The following is a 20418-nucleotide window of genomic DNA, read 5'->3' as shown; positions in this document are numbered from 1 at the left end:
GGGCGGGAGGGCTATGGCCCTCATCCTGCTCCGTATTGCTGATCCAGCCAGTTCCGGTAACTGCCATCCATGACTTGCTGCCACCACTGGGGATGCTCCAGATACCAGAGGATGGTGTCCTGGATGCCGGTGGGAAAATCCACGGCGGGCGCAAAGCTTAGTTCGCGGGTGATTTTGCGGGCATCTATGGCATAACGGCGGTCATGGCCGGGCCGGTCGCGGACATATTCGATCAGCTCCGCGCTTTTGCGCCCCAGCGCGGGGGCAGCATGAGGATATTGGGTAGCCCAGCGTGGCTGGCTGGCAAACAGTTCATCCATGCTCCGGCAGATCAGTTGCACAATGTCCAGATTGGCCCACTCATTACAGCCGCCAATATTGTAGCTCTCGCCTTCCTGACCCCGTTCGAGAATGGCCGCGATTCCCCGGCAGTGATCTTCGACATAGAGCCAGTCGCGAATCTGCTGACCATCGCCATAAATGGGGAGGGCCTTGTTGTGCAGAATGTTAACGATGATGAGGGGAATGAGTTTTTCCGGAAAATGGAAGGGACCGTAATTGTTGGAGCAGTTGCTGGTGGTGGTGTTCAGGCCATAGGTATGCTGATAGGCGCGGACCAGATGATCGGAACCGGCCTTGCTGGCGGCATAGGGAGAATTGGGGGCATAAGGGGTGTCCTCGCGGAAAGGCGGATCCCGGGGGGCGAGAGTGCCATACACCTCGTCGGTGGAAATATGATGAAAGCGATGGGGAATGGGACCCTCCGGGCCGTCCAGCCAGAAGGCTTTGGCGACCTTGAGCAGAGTGTGGGTGCCGACGATGTTGGTCTGAATAAAGGCGTCGGGATCATGAATGGAACGGTCCACATGACTTTCTGCGGCGAAATGCACGATGACGTTAATGGTATGGCTGCGCAGGCTGTTTTCTACCAGCGTGGCGTCATTGATATCGCCATGCACAAAATGGAAACCAGGGTACTTTTCCAGTCCCTCCAGATTATGGGGATTGCCGGCATAGGTAAGGGCATCGTAGGCGATCAGTGTTCCCTGGGGATGAGTCTCCAGCCAGTGATGACAGAAATTACTGCCGATGAAACCGGCGGCACCGGTGACCAGCAGGCGTTTTTCGGCAATGGATGATGTGCTCATGGGGGTGAGATCTCCTGTATTTATTCTGAATCGTTGTCGGTCAGCATCTGGCGAAGGGCTTGCCGCCAGTGCGGCGCAGCCCCCAGTGCGGCATAACTGGCACTTTTATCCAGTACTGCGCAGGCAGGGCGGCGGGCGGGGGTAGGATAGCTGCTACTGGCAATCATCTGCAGGGGAATGGCGCGAGACAGCAGCCCGAGGGCCAGGGCTTCTTCCTGAATGGCGACGGCAAAGTCATACCAGGAAGCCACGCCCGCATCGGTCCAGTGCTGAATGCCGTGGAATTCGGGTTGTTCGCCTGCCCGCCAGATGGCTGCGGCCAGTCCCGCCGCCCAGGTGGGGCTGCCCAGTTGGTCTCCCACCACGCCGAGGCTTTCTTTTTCCTTCATCAGCCGCAACATGGTTTTCACAAAGTTTTTACCGTGGGCGCTATACACCCAGGCAGTTCTGAGAATCAGCACCTTACTACCGAGGATGCGCTCCACTTCGACCTCCCCAGCCGCCTTGCTGGCACCGTAAACCCCCAATGGTCGGCGCAGACTGTCGGTAGGGTAGGGGGTGGGTCGGTGGCCATCAAAGACGAAATCGGTGGACAGATGAATGAGTCGGGCACCTTGTTCTGCAGCAGCTACGGCGCAATGGGCGGCTCCGTCACGATTGATGGCGTAGGCTTTTTCCGACTCAGATTCGGCCAGATCCACCGCCGTGTAGGCAGCAGCGTTGATGATCAGATCGGGATGAAACGAGGCGGCTATCCCGGAGATCTGTTCCTGGTTGCTGATGTCTGCCTGGGCACGGGACAGGGCCAGCAGTTCAACAGATTCAGGAAGCTGACGCTGAAGCTCCCAGCCCACCTGACCATGAGATCCGAAAAGTAGGACACGCTGCATACCCTTTCTCCCTTGTTGATTGCGTCCGTTTATTTAGTCAGAACGGCCTGTTGGCGCGTAGAGAAATTCATAAAAGTTATCCATGGGCATACCCTGGGTATCATAACCCGTCACCGGACCTGATGATGTTTGACGCCCACTGCCACCATGCAGGCGCGCTGCTTGGGGAGGGCCGCAGCGGCCACAAAAGCAGGGCGTGTTTGCCCGCAGGCAGGATGGGGATATTCCTGATTCAGGCGGGTGATGAGCTGGTCAGCAATCAGTTGGGCTTGTTGCGGGCTTGTGGCGGCAAAGGCGCGATGATCCTGCCAGGCTCTGGCAATGACATTGCGGGCATCTGCTGAACTGGCCGAAGCCATGGCTTCCCGGTGCAACTGGTCGATGGTTTCCAGAGCAGCATAGAGATCCGTGCGGGCGCTGCTCTGCTGATCGATGACATGGACGCTGAGCATAATGCTGAGCACGCCATAGAGGACAATCACTGCGCCCAGCGCCCAGGCAAAACGGATCCGACTGGATTTTTCGGGACGCTTCGTCATCAGGAAGGACGCCGTTGCGCCGGACGCGCCCGTCGACGGCCAGGACTTTTTTGACGGTCGCTGATGCTACCCTCCTCATGACGGACCTGCAAACGGTTTTCTGCGGCAAAGCGCATGATTTCCGCAAAGGCCTCGGGACGGATTTCTTCCAGGCTTTCATCCATGATGATGGCTGCATTGCCGTTGATGTTGGCTGGCTCAATCAAGGGGAGATAATGAATTTTGTGGTCAGCACCGAAATGGGCGAGGCCCACCCCTTCAATAAGCATTTCTGCCCAGGCCGAGGGACGGAACTTCCCCCCGCTTTCGGTTACCCCGTCAATGATGATCATGGATACCGCTGCTCCTCGGGAAAGTGGGCGATGATACCGCCCTTTGCGCAGACAATGAAGAGTTCACGAATAGGTATCTGCCTTGTTGAAAGCAGAACCGGCGGCATCCTTGGCGGCCAACTGCGGCATGGAGCCTGTTGGTATGGGCCAGGTGATGGCAATGTCGGGATCATTCCAGATGATGCAGCGTTCCGCTTCCGGGGCATAAAATTCGGTGGTTTTATAGAGAAAATCGGCAACGTCACTCTGGACGTAAAAGCCGTGGGCAAAACCCGGAGGTACCCAGAGCATTTGGTGATTTTCCGCAGAGAGGGTGGCGCCGACCCACTGCCCGAAAGTGGGTGATGAGCGGCGTAAATCAACGGCCACGTCAAAAACGGCTCCGGAAACCACCCGCACCAGTTTCCCCTGGGGTTGTTGAATCTGGTAGTGCAGGCCGCGCAGTACCCCTTGTTGGGAGCGACTGTGGTTGTCCTGTACAAAATCGAGCTTCAATCCGGCCTCGGCAAACTGCCGCTGGTTCCAGCTTTCCATGAAAAATCCCCGGCTGTCCCCAAATACCCTGGGGGTGATGAGCAAAACTTCGGGAATGCGTAATTTTTCAATATTCAAAACAGACTTCCTTCTTCGAGAAGGCGCAGCAGATATTCACCGTAACCACTTTTTTTCAGAGGTTCCGCCAGACGGATCAAGGCATCGGCATCGATGTAACCCATGCGATAGGCGATTTCTTCGGGACAGGCGACTTTCAGACCCTGACGCTCTTCCAGGGTACGAATGAACTGTCCGGCATTGAGCAGATCAGCATGGGTGCCCGTATCCAGCCACGCTGTTCCCCGCCCCAGGACTTCCACATGCAGGCGTTTTTGTTCGAGATACAGACGGTTGAGGTCGGTGATTTCCAGTTCTCCGCGTGCCGAAGGGCGGATTTCCCGGGCCATGCGGCTGCCATCAGCATCATAAAAATACAGTCCGGTGACGGCGTAAGAAGAACGCGGTTTGGCCGGCTTTTCTTCAAGACCGATGGCAATGCCCTGCTGGTCGAATTCCACCACGCCGTAGGCTCTGGGATTGGCGACGTGGTAGGCAAAAATCGTCGCGCCATTTTCCGCCTGATTACATTGCTGCAGGGATTCACTGAGGTCATGGCCGTAAAATACATTATCACCGAGGACCAGCGCCGAAGGACTACCCGCCAGAAATGCCTCAGCAATGAGCAGAGCCTGGGCGAGGCCATCCGGCCGCGCTTGTTCGGCATAGCTGAACTCCAGACCCCACTGCTGACCATCCCCCAGTAACTGCTGAAAACGCGGCAGATCATTGGGGGTGGAAATAATCTGGATCGCGCGGACACCGGCCAGCATCAGCGTAGCGAGAGGATAATAAATCAGTGGCTTGTCATACACCGGCATGAGCTGTTTGCTGACAGCCTGGGTGAGGGGATACAGACGGGTGCCGGAACCCCCGGCAAGGAGAATACCCTTACGCTGCATTGCCGCTCTCGGCATCGACTTTGCCACGGCTCTGACAGAGGCCATTCATGTACTCGGTAAAATCAGAACCCACTTCGGGGTGCAGCTTGCCGAAGGCAATAGTCGCCTTGAGATAGCCCAATTTGTCACCACAATCAAAGCGTTCGCCAGCAAAACGATAGGCCAGCACCTGGCGCTCATTGAGGAGATGGGCGATGGCATCGGTCAGCTGAATTTCACCTCCGGCACCTTTTTGGGTTTTTTCCAGAAAATGAAAGAGGCGGGCCGGGAGAATATAGCGGCCCACGACGCCCAGATTGGAAGGGGCTTTTTCCGGCTTGGGCTTTTCAACAATACCGCTGACCTGGAAAATCCGCTCGTCCCAGGGGCGGGCATCGACCACGCCGTAGCGGGTGGAGTGTTCACGGGGGATTTCTTCGACGCCGAGAATCCCGGCCTGATAACGATGGTGTTGTTCGACCATCTGTGCGAGTACGGGCGGCTCTCCGAGCATGAGATCGTCGGCCAGCAGTACGGCAAAAGGTTCATCACCCACCACCGGTTTGGCCATCAGCACCGCATGACCGAGGCCCAGCGGATAAGGCTGACGTAAAAAAATGGTGCTGACATGGCTGGGTAAAATGCTTTGGACTTGTTCCAGAAGGGCTTTCTTGCCGCGTTTTTCCAGCTCATTTTCCAGTTCGTAAGATACATCAAAATGATCTTCAATGGCGCGTTTGCCGCGACCACTGATGAAAATCAGTTGATCACAGCCCGCCGCAATGGCTTCTTCGACGGCGTACTGAATGAGGGGTTTATCCACAACCGGCATCATTTCCTTGGCGCTGGCTTTGGTGGCAGGCAAAAAACGGGTACCTAATCCAGCTACGGGGAACACTGCTTTACGGACTTCAGCCATGGTTCATCTCCTTTATGAATGAGACGAGTATAACCAAGACCACCCGCTGGCCGCAAAGCGTTGTGTCTGGATCTATGCGAGTCGGTCAGTATCAGATTCAGCGATTTCCGGAGTGATGTTGTTCCCAGGTCTTTCCCGGGAGACTTTTCCGCCACCCACCCCGCCGGCCATGGCAAAGCGCAAAGCCTGTTGCGGGGTCATGTCCGGCAGTGGAATGATTTTTTCGCGGGGGATCAGGCAGGTGAATCCGCCAACGCCATAGCTCATGGGAATAAAAACCGCGACGCAATCTTCAGGAAGATGGGGCAGCTCTTGCAAACTGTCGCGGGTAACCAGCCCGATGATATAACCCATATCGCCACCCTGTCGGACCAGAACCGCGCTGCGAAAGCCGCGGTCAGCACCGCCGAACAATAAGCCCACCGTTTCCTGGATGGTGCTGTAAAGGCTGTGCAATACGGGGATGCGCGCCAGCACCTTGTTGAGCCATTCAAAAATCCAGGCAGTCAGAACATGGGAAGCGAGAAATCCGACCCCCAGAATGGTCAGCAAGGTCAGTACCAGTCCCAGGCCGGGAATGTCGATGCCAAACAGGGCCTTGATGGGTGCTTCAAAAAGGTTGTTCAACCAGCCGCCAATCCATAGAACCACATAAATGGTCAAACCAATGGGCAGGGAAATGAGCAGGCCCTGGGCAAACCAGCGGCGCAGATGCCAATGCTGAAAACGGGATTTTGGCGAAACTGGTACCGGTAGCGTCATAAGGATGCCGAATTAAAAAAGTGACTTACACCATAATTGCCCGAAATCTGCGGATGATCAAGAAAGGTCATCGCGTTCTTCCAGGTTTTTGAAAAGTTGCGGAGCCAGACCATGTTTGCGCATGAGTTTGTAGAGATCGGTGCGATGTCGACCGGCAATCCGCGCTGCCCGGGAAATGTTGCCGTCGGTGGCGCGCAGCAGGTTTTCCAGATACACCCGCTCAAAAGCTGTTTTGGCATCCTGTAGAGGCGGAAAGGCACTGGATCCGCCTTGCCGTCCGGCATCGGGAATGGCTTCACCGGCGACCCAGCCTTTTTCGGTGACGGCGGCGGCAAAGCTGACGGCGTTTTCGAGTTCCCGCACATTGCCGGGCCAGGGCCTTTGCATCAGTTTATCCATGGCCTCGGGACTGAAGCCGAGGATGTTGCGGTCCAGACGCTGACTTTCCCGATCCAGAAAATGCTGGGCCAGCAAGAGAATATCTTCGGGGCGTTCGCTGAGGCTGGGCACCCGCAGGGGGATGACGTGCAGGCGATAATACAGGTCTTCACGGAAGGCGCCGCTGGCCGTGAGGGCATGAATATCCTGATGCGTAGCGCTGATGATGCGTAAATCCACGGATATTTCGGTTTTGCCACCAATCGGCCGCAAGGTACCTTCCTGCAGCACTCGCAGGAGTTTGACCTGTACGGCCAGAGGGAGGTCGCCGATTTCATCCAGAAACAAGGTCCCTCGGTCAGCACTGCGGATCAGGCCGACATGATCCTGAGTGGCCCCGGTAAAAGCGCCTTTGACATGGCCAAACAGTTCACTTTCGGCCAATTCCGAGGGGATGGCCCCGCAATTGACAGCAACAAAGGGTTGACTGTGACGGGCGCTGGCTTCGTGAATGGCGCGGGCGACTCGTTCCTTTCCGGAGCCACTTTCTCCAGAAAGGAACACGCTGGCCGAGGAGGCTGCTATCCGTGAAATCTCATCCACCAGACTGGCCATGACCGGGCTGCGGTGAAGAATGCTCTGTCCCGTCTGGGCACGCAGTTCCGCACGCAATTTACCCAACTCGCGGCTGGCATGGCGTTGCGCCAGGGCCGCAGTACAGAGGGTTTGCAATTCTTCATTGCTGAAGGGCTTGCTGAGATATCCGAAAGCCTGAGCACGCATGGCCTCAACGGCGTTGGGAATGCTGCCATGGGCGGTCAGCAGGATGACGGGTAAATCGGGGTCGCGGGCCTGGACGGCTTGCAGAACGGCCATGCCATCCATGACCGGCATGCGCAAATCAGTGATCACTAAATCCACGCCTTCCTGGTCCAACAGATCCAGTCCTTGCTGCGGATCATGGCTGCTCAGTACCCGATAATTCTCACTTTCCAGCCATAAACCCAGCAGCCGCAAAAAATCCGGATCATCATCCATAATGAGAATAGTGGGCATGGTTTCCGGCATCTCAGGGTTTCCGCTGATCAGGCGTTTTCAGGGATTTTTCCGCATGTTGCTGGAGCAGAGTTTCCAGTTGTTGCAGGCGTGATTCTGCAGCGCTGGCCGCTTGTTGTGCCGCCCGGGTTTGTAGCTGGCTGTGCTGCATGCGGGATTGGCACTGGTGTAGCAGCATCTGGTTTTCCAGCAGGGCTTGCACGGTACGCCGCAAAGGCAAGGTCTGGATGGCCATATCCTGATTTTGGGCTACCAGCTCCAGTTCACGGTCGGCATTGCCCAAAGCGGTTTTGTTGAGGGGGCCGCTACGCAAGTAGCTGTTCGCCAGGGCCAGATGGATCCGGGCACAGGCTAGGGAGTTGGCCATCCCGCAATTGTGGAGAGCCTGAAGCAGCGTGGTTCTGGAGGCGTTGCTCAGATCTGGCAGCGCCACCTTATGGGGTGGCGGAGGCGGTGCCGGCATGGCGGCACAGGCACTGAGCAGCAAGAGGCCGCTCAATCCCACCAGCCAGCGTCCCTGAAGGAGCATGTGCGACATTAATAGGGGGCCTTTTGTGCGGAGGATGGTAAGCAGATTTCAGCTTGGAGCCCTCCCTGTGAACGGTTCTGAATCCTGATCCAGCCGTTCTGGGCGGCCACCAGTTCGCGGGTGATGGCTAATCCCAGGCCGGTTCCTCTGGGTAGACTATTACTGACCGGCACTTGATAAAAACGTTCAAATACCCGCTCCAGCAGGGCTTCGGGAATTCCGGGTCCCTCATCTTCCACCTGGAACAGCACACCCTGCTCATCGCTCATGGCATGGACACGGATTTTTCCGCCGGCAGGGCTGTATTTGTGGGCGTTGCTAACCAGGTTGCTGAGAATCTGGCGCAGGCGTTGTGGATCGGCATAAACCTCCAGCTTGTCGTTACTGCTGCTGCAAAGCAGGGTTTGCTGTTTTTTTTCCGTCAATGGCCGCATGCGCTTGTGCAGGTCATCAAGAATTTCGGACACGGCAAGCATTTGCGGCGAAAACTCCAGAGACTGCGCCTGCAGGGCATGCATGTCGAGCATTTCCTGAATGGCTGCGTACAATTCCTTGACCTGACGCACCACGATTTCGAGGACTTCGCGCTGCCGTGGGAGCAGTGGCCCGATGCGCTCGCTGAGCAACAGTTCACTGCCGGACCGGGCAGAAGCCAAGGGTGTTTTCAGTTCATGGGAAACCTGGCTAAGAAATTGATGGCGCAGGCGTTCTTCTTCACGGAGCCGGGCCTGCATGCTTTCAATGCTGCGGGCAAGATCCCGCAATTCCTGGGGACCATCACTGGCCACATGAGTGAATTTGCCGGCACCGATGTCCTCAAGGGCCAGACGAAAATCCCGGAGGGGTCGGGTCAATGCAGTGGCCACTCGCCAGGGGATCAACAGGCTGAGCAGGGCGGTAATGGCGACCAGGGCATAGAGCAGCTCTACGGCCTGGTCGCGGGCTGCTGCCGCTGCCTCTCCCTGCTGTAGAAGCAAGTCCTGCATGGCTCGATGCACTTGCTGAAAACTTTGTTCAACCAATGCCTTGGTATTTGGGATCCGGAGCGCTACAGCATGTCCCAAGTCGGAAGTTGTACCGGCGCTTTGAACGTAATGGTTCAGACTGTTTTGCAAATGTTCCAGCGCGCTGCTCAGGGCGGGATAGGCCGTTGCGCTGGTCTGAATGGTCCGCAGGGTCGTTTGTTCGTGGGCAATGAGCTTGGCAAAGGTTTTTTCATAGCCGGCATGGGGAAGTATGCGGGCCAGATCCTGATAAAATTCAGCCTGACGTTGCTCTCCATGAATTTCGAGCAATTGCTTTTGCAGCGGTAGCCCAACGGTAACCAGGGTATTGCTGCTGTTACCCAGGGTGTGGATAGCCTTGACGGCTACCCATACCACGCCGGCAACCAGAAAGAGGATGAGGATGGCAAACAGCAGTACGCGGCGGGGAATCGAAATGGCCTTACCCTGCGTTTTGTGCTGAGGAGCCCTAGAGTCCCGTTCTGTCCCGAGTTTTTCCATGAAATCCGTTGCCATTCACTCCACCCTATCCAGCACCCTGACATTTTTCACCACTGTTTGCCAGTCAGTGTATGCGACCCTTGTGCTCCGGCCTAGTGTAGAAGATCGGCTACAGGCGCGCAGTTGTGACCCGAGTATTAGTCGTCCACATTGGCCAACAGTGTCGCCGCTGCTTCGCGTACAGCGGCATTGAGATCAATACCGCCCAGCATGCGGGCAATTTCCAGCTGGCGCTGGCTCTCTGGCAGGCGCTGGATATTGCTGAGGGTCTGTCCATCGATAATCTGTTTTTCGATGTGCAGGTGCTGGTGGCCCTGGGCTGCGACCTGGGCCAGATGGGTGACACAGAGAACCTGCTGGCGGGTGCCGAGGCGACGCAGCAAGCGACCTACCCGTTCGGCCACCGCTCCACCAATACCTACATCCACTTCATCAAAAATCAGGGTGTCCATGCGCTCGGGTGCTGCGAGAATGACCTGCAAGGCCAGGCTGATGCGCGACAGCTCCCCCCCGGAAGCCACTTTAGCCAGGGGTTGGGCCGGATGCCCGGGATTGGCGGTAATCCAGATTTCGGCCTGATCCCAGCCATGACTGCGCCAGATTTTTTCATCTTCGGGATGACTCTGCAGACGTAATTCCACTTCGGCGTGAGGCATCCCCAGTTGCCGGATCTGCTCGGCCACTGCTGCTGCCAGAGCCTGCTGTTGGGCTTGCCGGGCTATGCTGAGCGCGCGACTGTGCGCGATATAAGCGGTTTTAGCCTGCAGCAGCGCCTCTTCGGCGCTGCGCAACTGACTCTCCAAGTCTTCGCTGCCCTGCAGTGCCTGGCGCAGGGTGTTGCGTTTGTCGATCAGACCCGCCAGGTCGCAATGATACTTGCGCTGCAGATCCTGCAGCTGTTGCAGGCGGCGAGCAATACTTTCCAGCCTTTCCGGATCCGCTTCCAGATCGGCGAGATAGGCGTGCAGGCTGGCGATACTTTCTTCGGTCTGAATCAGAGCGCCGTTCAGTAATTCGGCATTTTCCTGCAAGTACTGATCATGTTGACTGGCTACACTGAGATGCCGCTGGGCTTCTGCCAGTGCCCGGCTGGCCGGGCAGGCCTCGCCTTCCAGGCGATCCAGGGCGGCCTGCACATGTTCGCGCAGCTTTTCGACCGCGCCGAGCCGTTGTTCTTCGCTGCGCAGGCTGTCCCATTCTTCTTCCTGCAGTGCTGCGGCTTCCAGCTCCTGCAATTGAAAGCGTTGCCAGTCGGCCTGCTCGTTCTGATGGATTTGCTGCGTGCGCAAATCTTCACAGCGCCGGGCTTGTTGCCGCCACTGCTGATGGCTGTCGGCCACCTGATCGAGGATTTCTGTGGATCCGGCAAACCGGTCCAGAAGCGCCAGTTGCCGGTCAGGATGGAGCAGTTTCTGGTGTTCATGCTGACCCAGCAACTCGATCAGATGTTCACCTAATTCCCGAAGCTGAGTGAGAGTGACGCTGCAACCATTGATGAAGGCGCGGCTGCGACCATTGCGTTGGATGACCCGGCGCAGCACACAGATGCCCTCAGCGCTGTCCATATCCTGTTCACGCAACCATTGGCGGGCTTCATGCTCAGGATCCAGAGCATATTCTGCGCTGATTTCGGCCTGTTCGGCGCCGTGGCGGATACTGTCTGCGTGGCCCTTGTCACCGAGCAGCAGGGCAATGGCATCGACCAAGAGGGATTTCCCGGCACCGGTTTCGCCGGTCAGAACGGTCAGGCCGGGTTCCAGATCAATACTGACACTGTCAATCAGGGCAAAATTGCGCACCTGTAAACTGAGCAACATTCAATCTTCTCCCGGAGTTTCGGCCCAGTGCAGTTTTTCGCGGAGTATCTGAAAGAAGTTTTTTTCTTCCGGATGAATAAAGCGGGCGGTACAGGGGGCGCGGCGAATGCGCATTTCATCGCCGATAGCCAGGGGGAAGCTGCTATGACTATCCAGACTGAGTGCGGCAGGCTGACGGCAGGCGGTCAGACGTACCCGAATTTCGACGCTGTCGGCTACTACCAAAGGTCGTGCGGTAAGGGTGTGCGGACAGATGGGAACCAGCAACAAGGCTTCCAGACTGGGGGACAAGATGGGGCCACCGGCGGACAGAGCGTAAGCCGTAGAACCGGTGGGGGTGGCGATGATGACGCCATCTGCCCGCTGGGTATAGACAAACCGGCCATCCATGTGGACGCCCAGTTCGATCATGCTTTCACCGCAGCCTTTGTGAATGAAGATTTCGTTGATGGCCAGGCCGCTGTGGATTTGTGAATGATCGCGCCACAATTCTGCGTGCAATACCCGGCGCTGATCCTGCTGGTAGTGGCCTTCCAGAATAGGCGGAAGCGCTGTTTCTATTTGCTCTATGGAGAGATCTGCCAGAAAACCGAGGCGTCCCTGGTTGATCCCGAGAATGGCTACTCCATTGCTGGCAGTATTTCTGGCGGTACCCAGGAGGGTCCCATCACCACCGATAGCGATGACCAGATCAGTTTCTGCCCGGGTTTCCGCAAAGGCTAACCGCTGCAGACCCAGATCGTCATTGATCTCATGGGAGCATTGGGTTTCGATGAAAACTTCAAGGCCCAGGGATTGAATGAAGTCGCGCAATTTCCGTAACCCCGGTAGCACCGAAGGATCCCGGTATTTGCTGACGAGCAGAACGCGCTGGAAGGGCTGAGTCATGGGAGTAGCCTACATGGGGGCGCGGTAAACGCCAAGAGGAAAATAGGGTGAATGATAGTACTTGACCGTTAGCGGACCGACGCTCCTGACGGGCCATGACTAGCCCTGCAACCATCCATAAAATCCACGCAGCAGCAAATCCGGTACATGGCGACTGCCGGGAATCTGTGTCTGCCAAAGATCGGCATCGCCACCGGTCAGCAATACCTGTGCGTCCGGGGATATGCGCTGAAAATGCTGGATAGCACCCTGCAAGGCATCGACAAACAGATGGAAGACCCCGGACTGGATGGCTGTGCCGGTATTATTGCCCAGTTCCGGCGCCGGTATGGGTAGTTCCATGTCAGGAAGCAGGGCGGTACCCAGGTAAAGGGCGTGCAGGCTCATGGTGATTCCCGGCAGGATTCTTCCCCCCTGAAAGCGTCCTTCGGCCCATAAATCAATGGTAATGGCCGTACCCATGTCGATGATGATGCTGCTTTGGGAGGGGAAATCCCGGGCTGCCGCGAGCAGGCAGCAGCGGCGGTCAAAACCCAGGCTCTCAGCGGGCGTGTAGTTGTTGGGAATATGTCGCTGAAATACGGCCAGATCGGGTTCCCGCAAGCGGCCAGGCGGTAATAGTTCGCGCCAGTGCTGCATGGCCTCGGGAACGACGCCACCCAGGGCAAAAACATCTTCTTCCCGCACGGGGCAGATCTGTTCCCACTGTTGCAAAATGTGGGCAGGATGCAAGGCAGTAGCCACGCTGATGCTTTGGAATTGCTGGCCATCTCCGCTATGGGCCAGCAGAGTCCGGGTATTGCCTACGGCGATCAATAGCATGCGATCACCATCATGATACCAGCGGGCGCAGACTGACGTCGCCGGCACTCAGCCAGACCGGAGCCTTGCCGGACTCCTGGACCTGCAACCGGCCATCTGCTCCGATGCCCCTGACCTGAGCGGGATAATGACCCCGGGCGTCACTGATCTGAACGATTGCATCCACCATGGGGGCGGCGGCTTCTGTCCAAAGAGGCAGGAAGGCTTGCAGGCCCGCGTGGTCAAAGCGGGCAAAATCTGCCTGCCAGCGCTGCAGAATCTGTCCAGCCAGGGTGCTGCGCGACAGGTTGACATGGAGTTGCGCCAGGCTCACGGCGCTGTCCGGCAGGGAGGCGTCGTGGTGTACATTCAGTCCCAGTCCCAGCACCAGCAGATTGGCCGCATGGGCTGGTGATGCACGGAACTTGGTTTCATGGAGCCTGGTTTCATGGGGCAGGGATTGCTGGTTGAGGCGTCGGGTTTCCAGCAATATACCGCCCAGCTTGCGGTCGTTGACCCAAATATCATTGGGCCATTTGATCCAGAGCCCCTTGACGCTATTTTTCAGTACCTGAAATACGCTGAGGCCGGCGACCAGGGTCAGGGCGGGATTGATCTGGATTTTTTGTGACCAGGCCATGCTCATGGCCAGGTGCAGGCCGAAAGGCGAAGACCACTGGCGGGCTCTGCGTCCCCGTCCGGCCCACTGGCTTTCCGCCAGACAAATACCCTGGTCGCCCGGGTTGCTGAGTAATTCCGTATTGGTCGAGGCACAGGCTGGCAGAACCCGGATGCGGCTTTCGGGAATACCCGCAGCATCCGCAATTTCCGCAGCATTGAGAGGCGCGTGGGGATATTCCAGAAAGAGGCTATCACCAGACCGGCGCAGGGGAATGCCCCAATGATGGGCTTCCTGCAGCAGGGCGTAGGGTTCAGCCAGCGTGGCAGCAGCCACAGACGGACTATGACCCAGATTCTCCAGCAGCTGTTGCAGTGCCGCAGTGGGAGCTTCAGGCGCGGATATGACCATCTCCCAGAACAATCCATTTTTGCAGGGTCAGGCCTTCCAGGCCAACCGGACCACGTACATGCAGGCGGTTGGTGGAAATACCGATTTCCGCGCCCAGACCGTATTCAAAACCATCGGCGAAGCGGGTGGAGGCATTGACCATCACCGAGCTGGCATCGACTTCGCGCAGAAAGCGGCGGGCATGGGTATAGTTTTCGGTCAGGATGGATTCGGTATGCTGCGACCCGTAGCGATTGATGTGGGCGATGGCCGCATCGAGATCGTCCACGATCTTGAGCGAAATGATGGGAGCCAGATATTCGGTGGCGTAGTCTTCCTCGCTGGCGGCCACAGCACCAGGCAGCATGGGCAGGCTGCGCGCGCAGGCCCGTACTTCGATGCCTTTTTCCTGCAGAGCCTGGACAATGGGCAGCAGCAAATCATCCATGCGACTTTGATGAATCAGCAGGCTTTCGGCCGTATTGCAGGTGCCGAGGCGTTGGGTTTTGGCATTGACCACCACCTTCAGGGCTTTGCGGGCATCGGCTTCGGCATCCACATACACATGGCAGTTGCCATCCAGATGCATGATGACGGGTACGGTGGCATCGGACTTGATACGGGACACCAGACTTTTCCCGCCGCGCGGAATCACTACGTCCACATGCTTGTCCATGCTGATCAGCAGGCCAACCGCCTCGCGATCAGCGGTATTGACGTACTGCACCAGATCCAGGGGTAAACCGGCCTTGCCCAGGGCTGCCCGCAGGCGCTCGGCTATGGCCATGTTGCTGTGCAGGGACTCCGAACCGCCGCGCAGGATGACGGCATTTCCTGACTTGACGCAAAGCCCCGCTGCGTCTGCCGTGACATTGGGGCGGGACTCGTAAATCATGGCAACCACCCCCAGCGGAGCACGCATGTGACCCACCTGGATACCACTGGGGCGATAGCGCAAATCCGTGATTTCCCCCACCGGGTCGGGGAGGGCCGCGATTTGTTCAAGACCCTGGGCCATTGCTTCGATGCGCGCGTCGTCGAGGCGCAGGCGATCGATGAAGGCGGTATCTTTACCGGCTTCTTCGGCACTGCGCAAATCCTTGCGGTTGGCGCGCTGCAAATTATCGGCATCGCGGCGCAAGAACTCGGCCATCAGTCGCAGGGCCTGGTCCTTGGCGGCGCTGTCTGCACTTTGCAGGCGACGTTGGGCTATGCGCGCCCGTTCGCCGATTTTTTCCATTTCCTGGTGTAACTCCATGATTCATTCTCCTCTGCGGTGTCTGCCATCTGGCAGACATGAGATCAGCGAAGATCCGCTATGGCGCTGCGAGGCCGTAGCGTGGGGATCAGTTCGCGCGGATGTTCTCTCTATTGTGCCGATCTGCGGCGCTTCCGGCAATTCGCAGGCATAAATCGGTCAATGCCGGCCAGATGGGCGTGGGATCCTGACCCTTGATGCGCGCGTCAATGTCGAGGCATTCGCGGATGCCGGCCAGCAGTGACGCGCCGCTCAAGCGCTTGGCCGCATGCCGCAACCAGGCCTGACGCGGGGGAAAAATCCGGTTCTGGCGAAAAAACTGTTCGGTGTCCATATGTCCACCGCGCAACTCGGCGAGAATGCGCAAATCTTTGTGCAATGCCCAGAGGCAGAGGGCGGGTTCTCCGTCGCCACTGCGCAGACGGTCGATAATGCGCAGAATCTGTGGCGCTTCGGCGCGGAGGCTGGCGTCGGCCAGATCATAAATCGTGAACTGACTACTATCAGCCAGCACATGGCGAATGGCCCGGGCATCGATGGTCTGGCCGGGATGAATTTGTTGCAGACGCAAAATAGCCTGATGGCAGGCGCTGAGATTGCCGGCACCGAGGTCCGCCAGCAACTGGATGGCGTCGCGATCGGCGGAGATTTTTTGCAGGGCAAGGCGTTGCTCAATCCAGCGGATCCAGTCTGCTCCTTCGGGGCGATACAACAACAGAGTCTGTCCCTGACTTTCCAGGGCCTTGAACCAGGCGGTTTTCTGGGTGTTGGCATCGGGGCGTGGACCACTGAGAACGAGCAATGCATCAGGGGCAGGCGAAGCCAGCCAGTATTGCAGGGCGCCTACTCCTTCCTTGGGGATTTTGATGCTGTCCAGGCGCAGGAGCAGCAGCCGTGGTTCAGCAAACAGTGAGCCGGCATCCCGTTCATCCCGAAGGGCTTCCCAGGGGGCGGCGGAATGATTCAGGCGCTGGCGCTGGGCAAAACCCTGGGCTGCCGCCGCCGCACAAAGGGCGTCTTCGGCTTCCTGCAGGAGCAGGGGTTCATCGGAGAACAGCCCGTAAACCGCCGCCAGCTTGCCCTGCAGATGTGCCGACCACTGCCCCGGCTTGAGACGCATCTTCAGTCCCGGGGCTGGCGGACGGCCGGACTGTTCAGCACCCGCCGGAGAATCTGCCGGGCGCCCTGATCCATCAGTAATCGCTCGACACGAATCTGCTGTTCATTGGTGGCCAAGGGGTTGCCACTGTTATAACTGAAGCTGTTTTCCACCAGCAGGGATTGGACAGGCAAAAGCACTTTTTTCTGCTGATCCATCACCCTGAATTGCGCATGCAGGGTATCCAGAAATTCCAGGGCAACCCCACTGCTGGGACTGATGCTGATGATGCGCTGGGAGACATAGGCATTGTCAATTTGCAGGAGCGGCCCATCGTTGCGACCAATATTGCCCTCCCGTTGCAATTCCCGATGCACGGCTTGAGCCAGGGCGCCGCCACTAGGGCCGTTACCGGAAACACGCATTCCCTGTAGGCTGGATGGAATGCTCCCCCCCGTCTGCAGATGAAACCCGCAACCCGCCAGGGCGAGCAAGAGCCCGCTGATGAGCCAGTAAGCCCAGCGCTGGCGCAGCCAGCTCATCCCAGCACCAGATTGACCAGCCGGCCCGGCACCACGATGACCTTACGCACGCTTTTGCCTTCCAGATGGCGCTGCATGGCGGGGCTACTCAGTACGGCTTTTTCGATGCTGTCATTATCTGCTCCGACAGGGAAATCCATACGTTCCCGCAGCTTGCCGTTGACCTGAATGACCAGGGTCAGGATATCCGATTGCAATGCTTCGGGATCGGCCTCCGGCCAGCCGGTCTGGGTGAGCGGGTTTTTTTGACCCAAAGATTCCCAGAGAATTTCGGTCAGGTGAGGGGCAAAAGGCGAAAGCATCAGGACGATGGCGCGCAGTCCCTCTCCCAGAACCGCACGCAGATCGGCGCTGGCCTCGGGAGTGATTTTCATGAGGCTGTTGCTCAGTTCCATGATGGCGGCAATGGCCACGTTGAAATGATACCGACCTTCCATGTTACGGCTGACCCTTTCGATGCACTGGTGCACCGCCCGGCGCAAATCTCTTGCCTCTGTCGACAATTCCACTGGTATGGGCAGGGTAGCGGCCCCGTATTCATGGACTAGGCGCCAGATGCGGCTGAGAAAACGATGAGCGCCCTCGACCGCTGCATCGGACCATTCCAGATGTTGTTCGGGAGGGGCCGCGAATAAAATGAAAAGACGTGCGGTATCCGCTCCATAGCGATCAATGAGTCCCTGGGGGTCCACAGTATTGCCCTTGGACTTGCTCATTTTGCTGCCGTCTTTCAAGACCATGCCCTGGGTGAGCAATTGCCGGAACGGTTCATCGTGGGCCTTGTCGGCGGGCAGTAACCCCACATCCCGCAGCAGGCGATTAAAAAAACGGGCATAAAGCAAATGCAGCACGGCATGTTCGACACCGCCCACATACTGGTCCACCGGTAACCATTGGGCCGCCCGTTCATCGAGCATATTTTCCGCATCCGGGCAGGCGAAGCGGGCGTAATACCAGGAGCTTTCCACGAAAGTATCCATGGTGTCGGTTTCCCGCCGCGCCGGAGCCGCACAACGCGGGCAGGGTACATTCAGGAATTCCGGGTCATCCAGCAAGGGCGAACGGGGATCCTTGAGCTGGTAATGGGTCGGCAAGCGCACCGGCAAGTCCGCTTCAGGAACCGGCACAACCCCGCAATGTGCGCAATGAATCATGGGGATGGGCGTTCCCCAGTAGCGTTGCCGGGAAATGCCCCAGTCGCGCAGACGGAAATTGACGGTTTTCTGTCCCAGCCCCTTTTCACTGACCGCCTGGGTGATGCGGCTTTTGGCCGCTTCATTGTCGAGTCCATCAAAGGGACCTGAATGCACCAGGATGCCTGCGCCAGTGTAGGCTTCTGTCATGGTATCTGCGGCTGGAACGGCGCTGTCTGCGGCGATGACGACCTGAATCGGCAGACGATATTTGCGGGCAAATTCAAAGTCGCGCTGATCATGGGCCGGAACGCTCATTACTGCGCCCTCACCGTATCCCATCAGTACAAAATTGGCCGCCCAGACCGGCAGTTCTGCGCCCGTTAAAGGATGCTGGACAAGAATGCCGAGGGGGTGACCTTCCTTCTCCTGGGTTTCGATGCTCGCTTCTGAAACTGAACCGTGACGGCAGCGTTCCAGAAATTTGGCCAGATCCTTGTTTTGTTCTGCCGCTTGCACGGCAAGTGGATGTTCCGGCGCTACGGCCAGATAGGTAGCGCCCATCAGGGTGTCGGGACGGGTTGTGAAGACCTTGATGACACCCTCTCCACTGCATAGGGGAAAATGGATTTCCGCGCCTTCGGAACGGCCAATCCAGTTGCGTTGCATGGTCAGCACCTGCTCCGGCCAACCTTCCACTAGAGTATCCAGACCCTCCAGCAGTTCTTCGGCATAAGCAGTAATGCGCAGAAAATACTGCACAATTTCCCGGCGCTCGACGGGTGCTCCGGAGCGCCAGCCACAACCATCTACCACCTGTTCATTGGCGAGGACTGTCTGATCCACCGGGTCCCAGTTGACGGTACTGAGCTTTTGATAAACCAGTCCCTTTTCCCAGAGTTTAACGAACAGCCATTGTTCCCAGCGATAGTAGTCGGGGGTGCAGGTGGCCAGTTCTCTTGACCAATCATAGGCCAAGCCCAGGCGCTGGAGTTGACCGCGCATGTGGGCGATGTTATCCATGGTCCACTGGGCAGGCGCCAGGCCATTTTTCAGGGCGGCATTTTCCGCAGGCAAGCCAAAGGCGTCCCAACCCATGGGCTGGAGTACGTCTTTCCCGCGCATGCGCTGATAACGGGCAATGGCGTCGGCAATACTGTAATTGCGCACATGGCCCATGTGCAGTTGTCCCGAGGGATACGGGAACATGGCCAGGGCATAGAACTTGTCTTTGCCGGGTACGCCGGGGGCGCGGAAAATCTGCTGGTCTTGCCAGCGTTTTTGTACCGCAGGCTCAAGGTCCTGGGGAGAGTAGGCGGGAATATCCATGAATTCTGTCGTTCAGCCCGATATGTTGAAGTGGCACAAAGGTTGCCACAGGCACCGGAGTGGCGCAATCTTCCGGGACGAAATGGGGGCTTTTGGGCTTTGCCATTGGCGCATGATGGTGCGCAGGTTAGACTAGTCAGTAACCGGAATTAAAAAACCACATATGGAGAAAGCATGGCTGAATTGCCGGAACTGGAATTACTCAGACAAAAATTACGCCGCAATATCCTCAACAAACGGGTGAATGTGTTGCAACTGCATAATGCCAAAGGCGAACTGCAGGCAGATGCAGCAGGCATCGAGGAAGCGGCTTTCAAAGGCAAGCCCATTACCGATTTGCATCGTTATGGTCAGTACCTGTTCCTGGAGCTGGCGCGCAAGGATATTCTTGCCATGCAGCTGGGCGGCGAACTCAGTGTCGAGCTGGAGCGCGGGCCGGCGCAGACCGAAAGTGAAGAAGAACTCCGGGCAGTGCTGGAAATCCAGATCAATGGTCACCAGCGTCTGCGCCTGCATGGAACCCAGTTGGGCAATCGTCTGCGCATGCTCGATGAAAATAGTGATGTGGATTTTCTGACCAAGCTGGGACCGGATCCCTTGATGGTGCAAGGGGAGGGCTTGAGTGTTTTGCGCGAAGCCCTATCGCGGCGGCGCAGTGCCCTGCGCAATATTCTGCTGGACGACGCCTTTACTCCGGGCATCGGTGCCGTATGGGCTGACGAAATTCTCTATCAGGCGCGCCTGCGCCCCGATCGCACGGCTCCCAGCCTTAGTGACGAAGAGCGCGACCGCTTTCTGGAACAGATCCCGAAGGTCCTGGATCGGGCGGTACGCTGTCAGGCCAAAACCAATTTGCTTCCCAAAACCTTTCTCACCCGGCACCGGGAAGACAATCATTGTCCGGGTTGCGGCGGAGCTCTGGAGACCTTGTCGGTGGGTGGTAAAACCGCGTTGTTTTGTCCGGTCTGTCAACAATAATTCTGACTTTATCGAGCTTTCCGGGTCGCGTATG

The 20418-nt window shown here is 57.6% G+C and carries 20 protein-coding genes; 1 reads left to right on the top strand and 19 read right to left on the bottom strand.

The window, feature by feature from the left end:
• Positions 1-20: 20 nt before the first annotated feature.
• The 19 genes from rfbB to leuS all read right to left on the bottom strand — a co-directional run bounded on the left by rfbB (position 21) and on the right by leuS (position 19406).
• Entirely contained in the window at positions 21-1148 is a 1128-nt protein-coding gene (gene rfbB / locus AC2VLR_RS11755) for a dTDP-glucose 4,6-dehydratase (protein ID WP_486882283.1), read from the bottom strand.
• 20 nt (positions 1149-1168) lie between these two features.
• The gene (gene rfbD / locus AC2VLR_RS11750; protein WP_486882282.1) at positions 1169-2038 is read right to left on the bottom strand and encodes a dTDP-4-dehydrorhamnose reductase; all 870 of its coding nucleotides are present in this window, start codon (positions 2036-2038) and stop codon (positions 1169-1171) included.
• 110 nt (positions 2039-2148) lie between these two features.
• On the bottom strand, positions 2149-2577 hold the full coding sequence (locus AC2VLR_RS11745) for a hypothetical protein (protein WP_486882281.1): 429 nt from the start codon (positions 2575-2577) through the stop codon (positions 2149-2151).
• Entirely contained in the window at positions 2577-2909 is a 333-nt protein-coding gene (locus AC2VLR_RS11740) for a DUF3579 domain-containing protein (RefSeq protein WP_486882280.1), read from the bottom strand. Before AC2VLR_RS11740 ends, AC2VLR_RS11745 begins: the two co-directional genes overlap by 1 nt.
• A gap of 63 nt (positions 2910-2972) precedes the next feature.
• Positions 2973-3521 carry a dTDP-4-dehydrorhamnose 3,5-epimerase gene (rfbC, locus tag AC2VLR_RS11735; protein ID WP_486882279.1) on the bottom strand — a complete coding sequence of 183 codons (549 nt, stop codon included), beginning with the start codon at positions 3519-3521 and terminating at the stop codon, positions 2973-2975.
• Entirely contained in the window at positions 3518-4402 is an 885-nt protein-coding gene (rfbA, locus tag AC2VLR_RS11730; protein WP_486882278.1) for a glucose-1-phosphate thymidylyltransferase RfbA, read from the bottom strand. Before rfbA ends, rfbC begins: the two co-directional genes overlap by 4 nt.
• Complete coding sequence (gene galU / locus AC2VLR_RS11725) at positions 4392-5300, bottom strand: UTP--glucose-1-phosphate uridylyltransferase GalU (RefSeq protein ID WP_215843784.1); 909 nt, start codon at positions 5298-5300, stop codon at positions 4392-4394. The genes rfbA and galU overlap by 11 nt, the downstream gene beginning before the upstream one ends.
• A 72-nt stretch (positions 5301-5372) precedes the next feature.
• Complete coding sequence (locus AC2VLR_RS11720) at positions 5373-6062, bottom strand: DUF502 domain-containing protein (protein WP_486882277.1); 690 nt, start codon at positions 6060-6062, stop codon at positions 5373-5375.
• 57 nt (positions 6063-6119) lie between these two features.
• The gene (locus AC2VLR_RS11715; RefSeq protein WP_486882276.1) at positions 6120-7508 is read right to left on the bottom strand and encodes a sigma-54-dependent transcriptional regulator; all 1389 of its coding nucleotides are present in this window, start codon (positions 7506-7508) and stop codon (positions 6120-6122) included.
• Between the two features lies 1 nt (position 7509).
• Positions 7510-8034, bottom strand: coding sequence for a hypothetical protein (locus AC2VLR_RS11710; protein ID WP_486882275.1), 525 nt, complete (start codon positions 8032-8034; stop codon positions 7510-7512).
• Positions 8034-9545, bottom strand: a complete 1512-nt coding sequence (locus tag AC2VLR_RS11705) for a sensor histidine kinase (RefSeq protein ID WP_486882274.1) — start codon at positions 9543-9545, stop codon at positions 8034-8036. Before AC2VLR_RS11705 ends, AC2VLR_RS11710 begins: the two co-directional genes overlap by 1 nt.
• Before the next feature lie 122 nt (positions 9546-9667).
• Positions 9668-11347 (bottom strand): DNA repair protein RecN, encoded by a 1680-nt coding sequence (gene recN / locus AC2VLR_RS11700; RefSeq protein ID WP_486882273.1) that lies wholly within the window; start codon positions 11345-11347, stop codon positions 9668-9670.
• Positions 11348-12235, bottom strand: coding sequence for an NAD(+)/NADH kinase (locus tag AC2VLR_RS11695; RefSeq protein WP_486882272.1), 888 nt, complete (start codon positions 12233-12235; stop codon positions 11348-11350).
• Positions 12236-12334: 99 nt separating this feature from the next.
• Positions 12335-13057, bottom strand: coding sequence for a type III pantothenate kinase (locus AC2VLR_RS11690; RefSeq protein WP_486882271.1), 723 nt, complete (start codon positions 13055-13057; stop codon positions 12335-12337).
• A 10-nt stretch (positions 13058-13067) separates the two neighbouring features.
• Positions 13068-14066: a biotin--[acetyl-CoA-carboxylase] ligase gene (locus tag AC2VLR_RS11685; RefSeq protein WP_486882270.1), complete on the bottom strand. Its 999-nt coding sequence runs from the start codon at positions 14064-14066 to the stop codon at positions 13068-13070.
• Positions 14047-15303, bottom strand: coding sequence for a glutamate-5-semialdehyde dehydrogenase (locus AC2VLR_RS11680; protein WP_486882269.1), 1257 nt, complete (start codon positions 15301-15303; stop codon positions 14047-14049). Before AC2VLR_RS11680 ends, AC2VLR_RS11685 begins: the two co-directional genes overlap by 20 nt.
• 88 nt (positions 15304-15391) lie before the next feature.
• Positions 15392-16423, bottom strand: a complete 1032-nt coding sequence (gene holA, locus AC2VLR_RS11675) for a DNA polymerase III subunit delta (RefSeq protein WP_486882267.1) — start codon at positions 16421-16423, stop codon at positions 15392-15394.
• Positions 16424-16425: 2 nt separating this feature from the next.
• A complete protein-coding gene (locus tag AC2VLR_RS11670; RefSeq protein ID WP_486882266.1) occupies positions 16426-16944 on the bottom strand; it encodes an LPS-assembly lipoprotein LptE in 519 nt (172 codons plus the stop codon).
• Positions 16941-19406: a leucine--tRNA ligase gene (gene leuS, locus AC2VLR_RS11665; RefSeq protein WP_486882265.1), complete on the bottom strand. Its 2466-nt coding sequence runs from the start codon at positions 19404-19406 to the stop codon at positions 16941-16943. Before leuS ends, AC2VLR_RS11670 begins: the two co-directional genes overlap by 4 nt.
• A 174-nt stretch (positions 19407-19580) precedes the next feature.
• On the opposite strand from leuS, the gene AC2VLR_RS11660 reads away from it, so the two are divergent.
• A complete protein-coding gene (locus tag AC2VLR_RS11660; protein ID WP_486882264.1) occupies positions 19581-20384 on the top strand; it encodes a DNA-formamidopyrimidine glycosylase family protein in 804 nt (267 codons plus the stop codon).
• Positions 20385-20418 lie beyond the last annotated feature (34 nt).

The sequence above is a fragment of the Acidithiobacillus sp. TH-A117 genome (assembly GCF_057473465.1).
The sequence above is the reverse complement of the archived record's forward strand: the minus strand, read 5'-3'. Positions and strand labels throughout refer to the sequence as shown.